Genomic DNA, 14,302 nt, shown 5'->3' with positions numbered 1-14,302 from the left:
CCTCCTTATTGATTATTGTTCAGACACTTTACGTTTGCGAAGCGTCACGAAGGCGAGTAAGATTCCGCCAAGGACAGCAAGTGCAGCGTAGAGGCTGTTCATTGATTGTTCTTGAGCGCCACCGAGACCTGTTTCAGGCATCTCTTCAGGCATCATTGTTTCTTCAAACTTGTCAGGCATTTGTGTCACGATCGCGTTACCGAGTGTTTCACCAACACCGAACATGAACGCATATCCTTCACGGAATGACATCCAAGCAGCTTCTGCATCACCTGCGACATATTGATCGAACGTGTCGAGTACGAGCGCTTCGTGCTGTTTGATTGCTTCTTCACCGGCAGCTTGTGGTAAGTTACCTTCTGTTGCTGCATCGAGGAATGTGCTGAAGTCGACAGCGAATGTGTCGAGGCGCATCCGAGCATCTTTAATCATCTCTTCGTCACCTTCAAGTGTTGCGGCAACGATATCACCTTGTGCTGTGATGTGGTCTGTGTTCCAGATTTTCTCGAACTGTGCGGCACCTTCATCGCCATATACGGATGCGATGGCTGCTTTAAAGTCGAGTGTGTTTTGATCTTCTGCCCATGTCACGTAGTCATAGTCCTCTGCTTGATCGTACCCTTTTTGCATACCGATGGCAGCGAGGGCAAAGTGTTCACCTGCGAGACTGTTTAATGTTGAGCGGAGTTCAACAGCTGGTGTGTCGGCTCCAGTCGCGAATTTGTCAGGCATTTGTGTGACGATTGCACCTGAGAGGGCTTTACTGATGTTGAACATGTGCTTGTAGCCTTCACGGAACGTCATGTACGCTGATTCGTAGTCTCCTTCGACATAGTCGTCAAATACAGAGAGAACTTGGTCTTCATGAAGTTCAAGTGCATCAGCTGCTGCTTCCTTCGGTAAGTTACCTTCTGTTGCTGCATCGAGGAAAGTAGAGAACTCGTCTACGAACTCATCGACTTCTGCTTCCGCTTCCATGCGTAATTCTTTGTTGTCTGATTTTGCTGCTTCTACAAAATCAGCTGAGTAGTCGTTATGACCACGGAAGATTTCTTCGAACTTCATGCCGCCTTCTTCCCCATAAATTGATGAGATCGCTGGCGTCATGTCGAGTGCGTTTTGATCGAGTGCTTTCATCGAAACTTCAGCATCTGCTGCCTCGTCGTATCCTTTCATCATCGATGTGACGGCTAATACGTAGTGCTCAGATAACAGTTGGTCGAGTGTCGCGCGAAGATCACCTGCTGGTGTGCTCGCTGTCGGCGTGTGATCCGCTGCTTGCGCGTTCACTGGTACGAGTAGTCCTAAGGCAAGTGCCGGGGCTACGATTTTGTTTAACGTCTTCTTCTTCATGGGTAATCGCTCCTTTTCGTAAGTGAGTGTTGTCGTTATTTACACCCATCTAACGGAGCGGTTCAAAAAATGGATCACTCTTTTTTTATTTTTTTTCGTTTTTTTGTTGAAGAGTGCGATAAACCCCCGGTGCGACGCCATATTTTCGTTTAAAAATTCTGTGGAAATATGGATAACTTCGAAATCCAGACAGTTCTGAAATCGTTTCTAATGAATGTTTCGTATAGCGCATTTGCTCCTCGGCAAGCTGAAGACGAATTGATTGTGCATATTCGATGATGGTCATTCCAGTGTTTTCTTTAAAGAGATGGACGGTTCTTGAAACACTGAGTCCGACCGCAGTGGCGACATCCGCCACTTTGAAGTCAGTTGTTACACGTGCCTCGATGAAGCGCATCATGCGTGAGACGACGGGGGGGCGAGAATGGACATGGGCATCTTGCGTCGAACGATCAAGCATGAGTAAAAGAGCCTGTACGAGCGTTTCGATTAAGGCATCGCTCTGTTCAGAGGGTGGCCGACGTACTTCTTCCGTAATATGTTGCCAAAGGGAGAGTAGTCGGGGGTCAACGTTTATAGAATAGATGCGCTCGCGCGGAATGGCGTCCCACCATGAATCAATGGAGGAGCCGGTACAAAAAATATGATAGTCTCCGCTCGCAGGCGTATCGACATGCAATTCATAAAAATCTCCGGGAGAAACGAGTAACAAGTCACCGGGGCGTGTCAACATCGTTTCTCCGTTTACGACAACCCGTGCCGTCCCTTCTGTTTGCAGACGTATTAAATAGGTGTCTAGTGTAGTAGCGAATGGAAAAGTATAAGTCGTTGTATGGTACGAATAGCCACAAAAGCCGATTTCCATAATAATCTCCTCATTTAATAGCAAAATTGTGCATATTTTAATCATATCATGAATGGTCTCGGAAACTTGAAGGCAGTACGATGAAAGCGTTGAAACGGAAAACGAACTTCAAGGAGGACCTAACATGAAACAATGGTGGAAAGAAGCGGTCGTATATCAAATTTATCCACGTAGCTTCAATGACTCAAACGGAGATGGGATCGGCGATATTCAAGGGATCACAGAAAAGATGTCTTATTTGGCAGAGCTCGGAATCGACGTCATCTGGCTCTCGCCGGTATACGATTCACCGAACGACGATAATGGATACGATATCCGTGATTACCGTGCCATCATGGACGAGTTTGGTACGATGGATGATTTTGATGCGATGCTTGAAGAAGCGCATCGTCACGGCATTAAAATCATGATGGACCTCGTCGTCAACCATTCTTCGGATGAGCACCAATGGTTCATGGAGTCGCGTTCTTCAAAAGACAGTCCATACCGTGACTACTACATTTGGAAAAAAGGGAAAGATGGTCAACCTCCAACGAACTGGGGGGCCTTCTTTGGCGGCAGCGCGTGGCAATATGACGAAGCGAGCGATGAGTACTACCTCCATCTCTTCAGTAAGAAACAACCGGATTTGAACTGGGAAAGCGAGGCGCTTCGTCGTGAAGTGTACGACCTCATGACATATTGGCTCGATAAAGGGGTCGACGGGTTCCGGATGGACGTCATCAATATGATTTCAAAAGATCAAAGCTATCCTGATGGTCAAACGCGAGGGACGGGGTATGGTGACGGCACGCCATTCTTCTTTAACGGACCACGCATCCATGAATTCATGCAGGAGATGAATCGAGAAGTCTTGTCGAAATACGACACGATCACGGTCGGGGAGATGCCAGGGGTCAGTGTGGACGAAGCGAAGCTCTATACGGGAGAAGACCGCAACGAATTGAACATGGTCTTTCATTTTGAACACGTGGATGTCGGGAACGGGAGCTTCGGGAAGTGGAATCCGACGGACTGGAAACTCACAGAGTTGAAGACGATTTTCTCGCGTTGGCAAGAAGGGCTCGAAGAGGAAGGGTGGAACAGCTTGTACTGGAGTAACCATGACCAACCTCGTGCCATCTCACGCTTCGGGAACGATTCGCCCGAGTATCGCGTCCGCTCCGGGAAGATGCTCGCGACACTTCTTCATCTATTGAAAGGGACACCGTACATTTATCAAGGGGAAGAGTTCGGCATGACGAACGTCGCCTTTGACTCCATTGACCAGTATCGGGACATTGAGACGTTGAACGCCTATCGTGATTACACATCAAACAGGTTATTGACGCACGACGAGATTTTCCGTGGCATCCATGAGCGAGGACGTGATAATTCACGCACACCGGTACAGTGGTCAGACGAAGCACATGGTGGATTTACGACAGGGACGCCTTGGATTGAGGTCAACCCGAACTATGTCGACATCAACGCGGAAGCGGCACGAAAAGATCCGAATTCACTCTTCCATTACTACCGTCAGTTGATTGCGCTCCGTAAAGCGAACCCGCTAATCGTCTACGGGAAGTATGAGCTGTTGTTACCGGAAGATGAGGCGGTTTATGCGTTCACACGGTCGTTCGAAGGTGAGACCTGGCTCGTACTCTGTAACTTCTCCGGCGAGACACAACAACGAGAGTTACCATATGACGTGAAAGAACGTGTCATTGGAAATATGGAACCGATTGAACCGTTCACCCTTCGTCCTTACGAGGCACAAGTGTATAAACTGTGACGAAAAGCTCGCCAGACGGCGAGCTTTTTTGAGTGCATACGTATCTTCTCACGATGATTCGGGAATAATGTAAGTAACGTCTGACATGAAAAGAGGGAACGACATGGGTACTTTGATTGCGTACTCTTCCAGATATGGGACGAGTGAAAAAGTGGCGGCTTTACTCGCCGAACGTCTATCGGGTGACGTTCGTGTCCAAAATATCGTAGAAGAGCCAGACATCATGTGGGAAATGGTAGATCACGTCATCGTCGGCAGCTCGATTCGGATGGGCACCATCCAAGACAAGATGAAGGAATGGTTGACGCTTCATGAAGCACGCTTGCTTGAGCGCCCTCTCGCCTTGTACTTGTGTGCGGGAACACCGACAGAGTCCGAACGGATTCGTGAGCTAGAAGAAGCGTATCGTTCCACACTCCGCAACCATGCTTATTTCGTCGAGGTCGTCGGGAGCGGCTATGACTTTGAACGAATGGGCTTTTTGGACAAAGCAATCGTCCGCATGATGGCCAAACAGAAAGAAAGCTCACTTGAACTCGATGAGAGCAAATTAAACCAGCTCGTGGAGGCGGCTCAAACATCCGAACGGACACGATCTGAAAATCCCTGAGCGAGCAAGTCTTTCGCATCAATCGGACTTTTCGTGGAGATGAGCACATCTCCGCTTTTTTTCTGCCCTTCAATCTGTTGAAGGGCGAGGTGTTCGAGTTGACGACCGATTTTTAGGGCGATGGGTGCCGATTCGTGGCATCGTACTTGTTCGATGCTCACATCATCGGTCCGGTTATCTCCTCCGAACAGTTCGAGGTCGGCTCGGGCTGTGGTGAACCCGTGTACGGAGACACGCTTCAGTTGAACGCGTCTCGATTTGTATTGAATCGCAAGCGCCGGGTGCTGTTCGTAATCGTAAAGTGGATCTCCGATTGCAGTCAATCCATGAATCAAGACATCCTGGTAGGCAGAAACGACCAGACTTCGGGGTGAGGATTTTGCATACAACGAACTGTGAATCGGCTCGAGGGACACTAAGTTCGTACCAGATAGGAAGCGGGCCGTTTCTGAATTCGGGTCGTCTGCCAAATGATGACCGATGTGGCGGAAGTTAAACGAGCGATTGTCGTGAACGGAGAGATGCCCGAAGATATGGACATCGTGTGCTGCTGACGACGTTCCATGTGCTTTTACTTCGATGCCTCCAAAACACCCTTCCGTTCTATTGTGAACGAGCGTGACGTGTCTCGATCCGTCATCAATCTCGATTCCGTTCGAGTTGGAGAATTCTAAGGCGTGTGTCCGTCCATGAGGATGGTGACAGTAGCAGTTAGTGATGTAGATGGCATCACTGTGATGTGTCGTGATCCCGTCATCCCCGTAATTCGTCGCTTCGAGATGGTCGAGATGGATATATCGGCTCCCGTTTGCCGCACGAAGTCCGTCTCCTAAGTAATGATAGTGCGGAGACGTGATGTCGAACGCATGAAGACCGGCATTTTTAGCTGTCACATGATGCACCCAGCCATACGTCACATGCGCAAACGTTAAGGCGCTCGATGTCGTGTCACCGCTCGTCGTCCGTTTCACATCGCCTAATCGTGCAACGTTCCAATCGAGTGTCAGATGAGATACCTCGATGTGGTGATTTCCGGCAAAAGGCGTAGCGTTCCGTAAGAGTCGGCGATGCTTCGGTGCACGGTCAGATAGTTTGAGAATCGTGACATCTTGTCCGGCGCCTTCGAGCGCACAGTTCGAAGGAAGACGGATGCCTCGCACGACATACACACCTGCCGGGACGAAGACGCGCCGGTTCGAGCGGATGGCAAGACGAAAGGCGAGGGTACAATCCGTTTTTCCATCTCCGACAGCGCCATAGTTCGTAACATCGACGTGTTGTTTCGTCGTCTGCATCAAGTTCAAATATTCAGCATCGAGCCGGCGCATCCAGACGGGGCGAACAATTCCGTCAACGAGTTCGAGCGGGAGTGACGTTTCGACAGGGGTGATCCGTTCCGTCAACGGAATCCGACAAGGGATGGTTTGTTGTTTCTTTGAGTAAGACGTTTCACGCGTAGCTTTATGCCATTCGAGCGTTTGTGGAATTAAATCTTCTTCGGACCAATCGGAATAAGAGGCAATCATTGATGCAATGGACTGTTGTTCAGGTATGTGGTTCATCATAAATCCTCCTAGCGTCATCTTCTCTAGCTTGTACCCGTTTCGGTCCGTTTTTTAGCAATCAGAAGTATTTACTAGACAGAAGCATCTAGTCGTGTTATATTCAGTATGTGCTTAATTAAGAATAGCTGGAATCATAATTCACAAGTGCTTGGGATTATTTTTCATTAGATAATCCAAAGGCTTGTATTTTTTTTGGTCAAGTTTTTTCTAGTAAGGCACTACTATAACGCATAGCGTTTATTTCAGGAGGGTTCATTCATGAACACAGGTAAAGTAAAATGGTTTAACTCAGAAAAAGGTTACGGCTTCATCGAAATGGAAGGCGGAGACGACGTATTCGTACACTTCTCAGCAATCCAAGGCGACGGCTTCAAAACACTTGAAGAAGGCCAAGAAGTAACTTTCGAAATCACTGACGGAGCTCGTGGACCACAAGCTTCTAACGTTGAAAAAATCTAATCTTCCTTTCTAAGGAATATGATACCTGCTCGCATCGGCGAGCAGGTTTTTTTGTGTTTAATCCTATAGTTTGAGGGAACAGTATACGAGCGACAAATCATGAAGGAGGAATTTGGAATGAGTGCAAAAGAAACAGCTTTGAAAATCCTAGATTCGAGTGATGTCGGTACGATGGCTACGGTGTATAAGGTAAAACCACATAGTCGATACATGACATTTTTCCATGATGATCTCACACTCTATACGGCAACTTCAAATGAGACAGATAAAGTGGAGGAATTAGAGAAGAATCCATATACACATATTTTAATTGGTTATGACGGAGATGGAGTGGGCGACACCTACTTAGAAATCTTAGGGAAAGCGACCGTTTCAGATGATGAATCGATGAAAGAAAAAGTATGGAATGACAAACTCGAGGGCTGGTTCGACGGACCAGACGATCCAAAACTCGTTATTCTCAAAATCGAACCAGAATCGATGCGTGTAATGAACAAAAAAGGTCAGCCACCTCAAGAAGTGACACTATAATTTCCTTAAAGGCACCTAAATCAGGTGTCTTTTTTTTGGATGAATGTGAATAGAATATGGCATACATATGAACGAATCATGAACAAAGGTAAATATATATGTGAATAGTTGAGCATGAATGGTATATTGTGAATGTAATCACATTATTCATTTATTCAACTTCTTGAAAGGGAGGAATCATCATGTTCACGAAATTTTGGCAAAATCACAACATTGCCACAGCCATCTTGACAGTGTTGCGTGTATGGCTCGGTTATCATTGGTTAACAGCAGGGTGGGGTAAACTCACAGGTGGTTTTGGAACGGAAGGTTTTTTAAATAACGCACTGACTCTCGCAACTGGAGATCATCCAGCCGTCGCAGGATGGTGGGCTGCATTCTTGGAAAACTTTGCGATTCCGAACGCTGGATTATTCGATGTCCTCATTCCTTACGGCGAGTTCTTAGTCGGTCTTGGATTATTGCTCGGTGCACTCACACGTAGCGCGGCGTTCTTCGGATTGGTTATGAATATGGCCTTCTTACTTTCTGGAACGGTCAGTACGAACCCGACCATGTTAATCGTATCTGTATTGATTTTGGTGGCTGGACATAATGCTGGAAAAATCGGTGTGGATGGATTGTTCCTTCGTCGCTTTGTCGAAACGAAAGTCATGCACCGTTCACCAAATCGTCAAATAGCCTCGTAAATTCCGTGCTCTCTCCTGTGACAAATCTCTCATGTTTCGGCTACGATAGATATAGCCTACAGAGATAAAGGAGAACGCATATGACTACGACTCATTTTAAATGGCTTGGTTACACAGAAGGGGTATCCTTCCTGTTGTTACTATTGATTGCGATGCCACTCAAGTATATGGCCGGTATCCCACTCGCGGTAAGTATCGTCGGTGCGGCACACGGGTTCTTGTTTGTTGCCTACGTACTTGCAGCCATCTATATGGCATGGCGCTACCGCTGGGGATTCAAAGTGTTGACGCTTGCCGTGATGGCATCGGTCATCCCATTTGGACCATTTTTATTAGAAAAACGGGTACTCCCGTCAACAGAGAAGACATCGAACTGATTCGTTCGATGTCTTTTTCGTTAGGACACTTGTTCCATTGATTGAGCTGTTGCTCGTTCTGCTCGAATGTCATGACGGATACGATATGTGAGCGTGAATGTACATAGGAGTAGACCAATCATACATGCAGTGTATAAATGTGCAACTGGTATAAGATCGCTCAATACCCCGAATAGAATAAAACCGATTGGCGTGATACCCATCGCGAGGGACTCGAGTACGCCGATCACGCGTCCTAAATAGTTTGAATCTGTATTCGTTTGGAGGAACAATTGGATCGGGATGTTGACACGCACAATCAAGAAACCACTCAATAAAGCGAATATCGCGAAAAAGAAAAGCGACGTGAGGACGTTGAAGTTAAAATATAATGGAATGGCAGGTCCGACAAACAGGACACTAAGAATGGTCAACGCGGATCGCATCGTAGCTAAGCGATGTTTGATTTTGAATAACGGTAAGGCATGAAGTAAGGAAGCGACTAAAAACCCAATGGCGACCATGCTTTCAAGTAGTCCGAACTGAAACGGGGATACGCCGACTTCTTGTAACGCGGCAATCGGGAACAACACTTCTGAAGCGACGAAAAAGAAGTTTAAGAATGCAGCTAGAACGGCGACTGTCCATAATACTCGTTGCTGCTTCAAATAAGAGAGACCAGACCGTACATCTTCCCAAGTGGATTGTTCGGTTGGAGCAACCACTTTCTGATGAAATGTGAGTCGAGAAGCGAGTAAGGCGGCAACCATGAAGAATAGGGCTGAGCTGAATAAAAACGCTGGAATTGGTATGAGTTTAAACAGTGCTCCGGCAAGAAGCGGAGTGCCGATACTTGAGATGGAGATGATGCTCTGAATAAGAGAGTTAGCACGTTGAAGCTCTTCCTCTTCAAATAGAAGTGGGATTGAACTCGATAGCGTGACTGATAAGAAGGTGGAGACGATAGATAAGAAGAATGTGATGATATAAAAGGCAGGTGCTTGGAACGTCCAAAGCAAGCTTCCCGCACCTGCGAGTATAAATAATCCCCCATTCAAAGACTCCATCTTGATGATGACTCGTTTTCGGTCAAGTTTGTCCGCATAAGCGCCGGCAAATGGCGACAAAAGTACACGTGGCAATGTGCCCGCCAGTAAGACAAAGGCGAATTGTAATCCAGACCCAGTCGTCGTCAATACCGTGAGTCCCGCCACGAACGTAAATAAGTTGGATGCGAACAGTGACATGAATTTACCGAGTAATAAAATCGATAAATTGGAAGAAAAGAATTTCATAGAGAACACTCCTTTGCAAATTAGTTAAATGTGATTTAACATTATCATAAAGGCAATAGAGTGAAATGTAAACAAAAAAGTTCAATATAATTTAACTTATAGAGGTGTTATATGATTGGAGAACGCATTAAAGCATTACGAAAACAGAAAAAAATGACTCAAACGCAGTTGGCAGAAGGAATCGTCACGAAATCGATGCTCAGTATGATTGAAAATGGGAAAGCAGAGGCATCGATGCGTAGCTTACGAGAACTCGCCAGTCGGTTAGATGTCTCGATGCAGCAGTTATTGACTGATCCGAAAGAAGTCGAACTACAAACGATGGTCGAACAGTTAGAATATGAAGAAATGACACTCGTTTCGCGGTCAGATCAAGAAATACGACAGATGCTTTCCCCATACTTAAAAGAAGAAATGAACTCCGTGTGGCAAGGTAAAGCATACATGTTGTACGGGGATACGTATTTTCAAGAAGGAGAAAATGAGAAGGTATTGACCTATTACGACCGTGCTATCGAAATTTTCGAGAAGCTAGGTGAATTGGATGAATTGGCGATGGGACGAATCAGCCAGGCTTATTATTTATTGATGTGGAATCGATATGAAGAATCAATTGAACGGATTGATGCGATTGAGCTTCTTGATGCGAAATATATGAAAACAAAAACACGAACTGAATATGCTATGTTGATTGTTTTTAAGAATCTTCTTTGTAATGAGGATTTGGAAGATTCGATTCGACAGCTTGAAGACGTGCTCGAGTATATGAAACGGACAAGAATCTACTACCGAGCGGACGACGTGTATCGCACCATTTCGATTTGTGCCCTTTATTTGAAGGATGAGAAGCAAGTTCATGAATCTTTACAAAAGGCGAAGCAATATATTCAATTCACTGAAGACCGCGTGGCAGAAATTAAAGTGGCACTTTCTGAAGCACTCTATGCGATGGAATTTAGACATATCGATTTGTTAGAGGAAAACGTCAAGTTGATGGAATCGCTCACGACAGAGATTGAACCGTTTATTGCGGCAATTGCGATGGCGAAAGGTGTGTACTACGCTTTTCAGGGAGAATCGGAAAAAGGAAGAGAGTGTTTATTAGCACTTTGGGAAAACAGAGACGAGTGGGGAGCACATAGTTTAGTCGATGTCGCGATTTACTACGAAGGATTATTAAGGGGAACATTGAACGGATGCGGAGACGACTGGGTACCGGTCATCAAAGAAAAAGTACGAGAATTTCCCGAAGGTCTGTTTCGCAAACGTCTAGAATTATTACTACAACAAATCAAGGGCTGACGGATCAGCCCTTGAACGTTTGAATCAATGTCCCTTTGCCATGCTCGACTTGCACAGAAGCGTGTGCCCCATTGACGATCGTCATCTGCGGGGGAACGTGTCCGCAGTCGATATCGAAAAAGATAGGAACTCCGAGCAAGTGATGGAACTCTTCATACACCATCTCGGCCGTATAGTCTTGATGCACAGATGGCGCCTCACTCCGTCCAAATAGAATACCAGACGTATGATTGAACCAACCGGCCCACTTCATTTGAAGGAGGGTCCTTTTTAATGCCGGAACGTTCAGCTCTGCATTCTCAAAATACCAAAGGATTGGTTCATCGTTCAGATGCTCGCGTTGGAACGCTCTGACGTCTCCATACGGTGTCCCGATTGTATGTAAGAGCACGTCAAGACATCCACCGAGCAATCGACCAGTCGCATGTTGACCACCGACGGCTTTCCATTCAGTCGTTTCCGTCAAATGAAACAGATTTGGCGTCGGATTGTCATGTTGCCATTCTTTTTGGAATTTCTCCGATGAGCGTTGGATGACTGTCTCATCTACGCGGGTCGAGAGGACATCGAGCCAGCGTGAACTCGTCTCGTCCCACATATCCGCACGCAAGTCGACTAAATTCGGACCATGTGCCGAGGCGATTCCGGTTTTTAGCGTATAGACGAAGAGCAATAAACTCGTATCCGAGTAACCGAGCATCCATTTTGCGGGTAAGGACTGCCATTCGATTTGATCGAGAATCTCCATTAAAAGTTCTCCACCCCAAGGCGGAATGATCAAATCGACAGTATCGTCCTGCAGGAGATGTGTCAGTTCGTGGGCGCGTACCCGAGCCGGGGCGGACTTCCCGAATTGTTGTTTCCACGCATTCGGAGTGAACTGTAGCGTAAATCCTCGGTTGGAAAACTTATTGTCCGCTTGATGCAATAAATGATGTAATTCTGTTGGTATACCTGACGAAGGGGCGGTGACACCAACGTGATGCCCGGTCAATTGTGGATAACGAATCATGACGACCTCCTGTGGATAAGTGATGTGTACGGTAAAAGAAACAGGTTATCCACATGTGGACAACTAATTGGAGCGCATCCGTTCAGCGTGACGCATTCCCCATTCGTTCATCGCTTCGAGAATCGGGATCAGTGTTTTTCCATACTCACTTAAGCGATAATCGACGCGGGGAGGGACTTCTGGATAGACGGTTCGGATGACAATATCTTGTTCTTCTAAGTCGCGGAGTTGCGCGGTCAATATCTTTTGACTGATTTTCGGTAACGCTCGCTTCAACTCACTGAAGCGTAATGTATCTCCATTGATCAGAACGAGGAGGATGGAGTGTTTCCATTTTCCTGTGATCAGCTCGAGAGCCGTATCGACTTCGCAGCTTGTTATGTTGGCCACATTGCTCTTCCTTTCTAATAGTATCGTTGAGGTAACTATACCACCTTTTTGTGCCTACTTCTGCAATGTGAGCCGAGCGGGTATAGTGAAGGTGAGGTGATGAAATGAAAATTGAGAATATTGAATTAGGACCGGTGACGTTACGTGTCCGAGATATCGCACAAATGACACGATTTTATGTAAATGTGATTGGGATGAGCGTTTTAGAAGAAGCCGAAGAATGGGTTACGCTCGGAACGAAGGAGCGTTCACTTGTCATCTTGCACAGTGTCCCGCAAGCGAAGACAAATCCGCGTGCGGCTGGGTTGTTTCACTTAGCGATTCTCTTGCCGAGTCGCGTGGAGTTAGGAAGTATATTGGCGCATCTCATTGAGCAGCGCATCGAAGTCGGACAAGGCGATCATTTAGTGAGTGAGGCGTTCTACTTAAATGATCCGGAAGGAAACGGGATTGAGCTGTACGCCGATCGTCCGAGAGAACAATGGTCGTATGAAGCAAACGGTCATGTGAAAATGGCGACTGAACCGGTCGACTATGAATCGATGCTTCAAGAGGCGAGCAATCGACCGTTCAATGGCTTACCAATTGGTACGATCATGGGACATGTCCATTTTAAAGTCCGGTCCATCGAAGCGGCGAAACGCTTCTATCATGAGCGACTCGGTTTTTCTATCACGACAGATTCTTATCCAGGCGCGCTGTTCCTTGCGGCAGATGGCTATCATCATCACATTGGGACGAACGTGTGGGCCCGTTCGAGTGAAACTCTCGGAGCGGAAGCTGGAATCGAGGCATGGACGCTGCTCGTCAATGAGGAGACGAATCAGGCATTAGGAGGGACGTCGTCTGAATGGTCATTGACGGATGAAGATGGGATTACGGTGCATATTAAAAGAACGGACGCTTGAAGCGACCGTTCTTTTTTAACGTGCGGATGTTTTCTTCTGACTTGCGTTAAACGAGAGACGAAGTCCGCGTTTTTGATACGCTTGCTCGACTCGTTTTGGGTTGAGACTGAGCTCGAGATGAGCTAGTTTCAAGTGGTCAAGTGCCGGCACCGTGACATCAAGACGAACGAGCTCCATGTTGCGCTCTGCTTTTTTGCGTGTTCGTCTCAAGTTACGGGGCACCTCCTCTGACGTCAGTGCCGCGATCGTTTCATTTACTTGTTGTCGTTTGTCACCCTTGATACTCAAGGCAGAATACAGCTTATCAAGCGAACCGAATCGCTTGATGAGTTGAACCGATTGGCTTTCGTCGAGTCCTGCAACTGGAGGAATCCCGTCAGAACGGTCTCCTGTCAACGCTTTGACGGCTGACAATTGCTTCGGTTTCAATCCTTCGTATAACGCCGCAATCTCTTCTGGTCGAATTTCTAAATGACGCTTAAGCGGCAACGGACGGTTATCACGAATGTCACAGCGAGCCTGCATTTGCTGAAGCTCCTGTGTCTGTAACCAAACGGTGATTCGTGGACTGACAAGCTGTAACAAGTCTTTGTCTTTTGTCATGATGACCACAGGGGCACTGCAACTGAATTTACGAGCGATGTGGGCAATCAAATCTTCCCCTTCATATCCCTCTACTTGGAATTGTGGAATGCCACTATCCTCAAGTAGTTGGCGCATGAGTTCCATCTGCGCTTTCAATTCAGGCGGTGTTTGGCGTCTGCGGCGTTTATAGCCCGGGTATAACTCTCGACGCCATAATGTTTCACGTGAGACGTCCCAGACGACGACAAAATGAGTTGGACGATGTCTGCGTAGAATCGTCCGAATGAGGCCGGTCATTCCGATGACGGCACTCCGATCGTTTTTGGATACCTCGCGTCCTTTTTTCGTTCGGCTCGCGGCGGCACCATAATAAGCACTGGCCAGCATGGAGTTACCGTCAATCAAAAATAGTTTGCGTTCCATGCGTAACCTTCTTTCTATCTCTTTCTGTTTAAACCGAACATATCTGATGTCTCGGTGATGTTGTGTCATTGAGTGCGTGACACTCAAATAAGCAACATAAGTGCAGTATATCACGCCATGAAGCGAAAATATAGCGACAGTTCGGTACGAACATCAAAAACCCTTCTTCAAAATAAGAAGAAGGG

15 protein-coding genes are annotated in these 14,302 nt (G+C 46.8%); 8 read left to right on the top strand and 7 right to left on the bottom strand.

All coding sequences use genetic code 11. From position 1 onward, the window contains the following. Positions 1 to 12: 12 nt before the first annotated feature. On the bottom strand, positions 13 to 1,353 hold the full coding sequence (locus tag KNO94_RS07060; protein WP_214778471.1) for a copper amine oxidase: 1,341 nt from the start codon (positions 1,351 to 1,353) through the stop codon (positions 13 to 15). Between the two features lie 85 nt (positions 1,354 to 1,438). Further along, positions 1,439 to 2,218, bottom strand: a complete 780-nt coding sequence (locus tag KNO94_RS07055; protein WP_214778469.1) for an AraC family transcriptional regulator — start codon at positions 2,216 to 2,218, stop codon at positions 1,439 to 1,441. 124 nt (positions 2,219 to 2,342) lie between these two features. Here KNO94_RS07055 and KNO94_RS07050 point away from each other — a divergent pair, with 124 nt between their 5' ends. Together KNO94_RS07050 and KNO94_RS07045 are read left to right on the top strand one after the other, a co-directional pair. Further along, complete coding sequence (locus tag KNO94_RS07050) at positions 2,343 to 3,992, top strand: glycoside hydrolase family 13 protein (protein ID WP_214778467.1); 1,650 nt, start codon at positions 2,343 to 2,345, stop codon at positions 3,990 to 3,992. A 103-nt stretch (positions 3,993 to 4,095) separates the two neighbouring features. Next, positions 4,096 to 4,602: a flavodoxin domain-containing protein gene (locus tag KNO94_RS07045; RefSeq protein ID WP_214778465.1), complete on the top strand. Its 507-nt coding sequence runs from the start codon at positions 4,096 to 4,098 to the stop codon at positions 4,600 to 4,602. On the opposite strand, the gene KNO94_RS07040 is transcribed toward KNO94_RS07045, so the two are convergent. Beyond that, positions 4,566 to 6,164, bottom strand: a complete 1,599-nt coding sequence (locus KNO94_RS07040; RefSeq protein ID WP_214778458.1) for a glycoside hydrolase family 55 protein — start codon at positions 6,162 to 6,164, stop codon at positions 4,566 to 4,568. The genes KNO94_RS07045 and KNO94_RS07040 overlap by 37 nt on opposite strands. Positions 6,165 to 6,425: 261 nt before the next feature. On the opposite strand from KNO94_RS07040, the gene KNO94_RS07035 reads away from it, so the two are divergent. The 4 genes from KNO94_RS07035 to KNO94_RS07020 all read left to right on the top strand — a co-directional run bounded on the left by KNO94_RS07035 (position 6,426) and on the right by KNO94_RS07020 (position 8,223). After that, positions 6,426 to 6,626, top strand: a complete 201-nt coding sequence (locus tag KNO94_RS07035; RefSeq protein ID WP_015880427.1) for a cold-shock protein — start codon at positions 6,426 to 6,428, stop codon at positions 6,624 to 6,626. 117 nt (positions 6,627 to 6,743) lie between these two features. Beyond that, positions 6,744 to 7,157: a pyridoxamine 5'-phosphate oxidase family protein gene (locus KNO94_RS07030; RefSeq protein WP_214778456.1), complete on the top strand. Its 414-nt coding sequence runs from the start codon at positions 6,744 to 6,746 to the stop codon at positions 7,155 to 7,157. Positions 7,158 to 7,339: 182 nt separating this feature from the next. Continuing rightward, positions 7,340 to 7,846, top strand: a complete 507-nt coding sequence (locus KNO94_RS07025; protein WP_214742581.1) for a DoxX family membrane protein — start codon at positions 7,340 to 7,342, stop codon at positions 7,844 to 7,846. Between the two features lie 80 nt (positions 7,847 to 7,926). Continuing rightward, the gene (locus tag KNO94_RS07020; RefSeq protein ID WP_214742584.1) at positions 7,927 to 8,223 is read left to right on the top strand and encodes a DUF3817 domain-containing protein; all 297 of its coding nucleotides are present in this window, start codon (positions 7,927 to 7,929) and stop codon (positions 8,221 to 8,223) included. Between the two features lie 20 nt (positions 8,224 to 8,243). Here the strand turns inward: KNO94_RS07020 and KNO94_RS07015 are convergent, their stop codons facing one another. Then, positions 8,244 to 9,497, bottom strand: coding sequence for an MFS transporter (locus KNO94_RS07015; protein ID WP_214778454.1), 1,254 nt, complete (start codon positions 9,495 to 9,497; stop codon positions 8,244 to 8,246). Positions 9,498 to 9,608: 111 nt separating this feature from the next. Here KNO94_RS07015 and KNO94_RS07010 point away from each other — a divergent pair, with 111 nt between their 5' ends. Then, positions 9,609 to 10,799 (top strand): helix-turn-helix domain-containing protein, encoded by a 1,191-nt coding sequence (locus KNO94_RS07010; protein ID WP_214778452.1) that lies wholly within the window; start codon positions 9,609 to 9,611, stop codon positions 10,797 to 10,799. A 4-nt stretch (positions 10,800 to 10,803) separates the two neighbouring features. Here the strand turns inward: KNO94_RS07010 and KNO94_RS07005 are convergent, their stop codons facing one another. Together KNO94_RS07005 and KNO94_RS07000 are read right to left on the bottom strand one after the other, a co-directional pair. Beyond that, positions 10,804 to 11,811: a S66 family peptidase gene (locus KNO94_RS07005; RefSeq protein WP_214778450.1), complete on the bottom strand. Its 1,008-nt coding sequence runs from the start codon at positions 11,809 to 11,811 to the stop codon at positions 10,804 to 10,806. A gap of 63 nt (positions 11,812 to 11,874) precedes the next feature. Continuing rightward, entirely contained in the window at positions 11,875 to 12,201 is a 327-nt protein-coding gene (locus KNO94_RS07000; protein WP_214778448.1) for a winged helix-turn-helix transcriptional regulator, read from the bottom strand. 104 nt (positions 12,202 to 12,305) lie between these two features. On the opposite strand from KNO94_RS07000, the gene KNO94_RS06995 reads away from it, so the two are divergent. Further along, entirely contained in the window at positions 12,306 to 13,109 is an 804-nt protein-coding gene (locus KNO94_RS06995) for a VOC family protein (protein ID WP_214778446.1), read from the top strand. A gap of 15 nt (positions 13,110 to 13,124) precedes the next feature. On the opposite strand, the gene KNO94_RS06990 is transcribed toward KNO94_RS06995, so the two are convergent. Further along, complete coding sequence (locus KNO94_RS06990; RefSeq protein ID WP_214742592.1) at positions 13,125 to 14,117, bottom strand: 5'-3' exonuclease; 993 nt, start codon at positions 14,115 to 14,117, stop codon at positions 13,125 to 13,127. Between the last annotated feature and the right edge of the window lie 185 nt (positions 14,118 to 14,302).

Origin of the sequence: Exiguobacterium sp. s22 (assembly GCF_018617455.1) — a bacterium.
In the GTDB taxonomy this organism is placed as follows: domain Bacteria; phylum Bacillota; class Bacilli; order Exiguobacteriales; family Exiguobacteriaceae; genus Exiguobacterium.
Note: the sequence above shows the minus strand (reverse complement) of the source record. Positions and strands in the feature narration are given on the sequence as shown.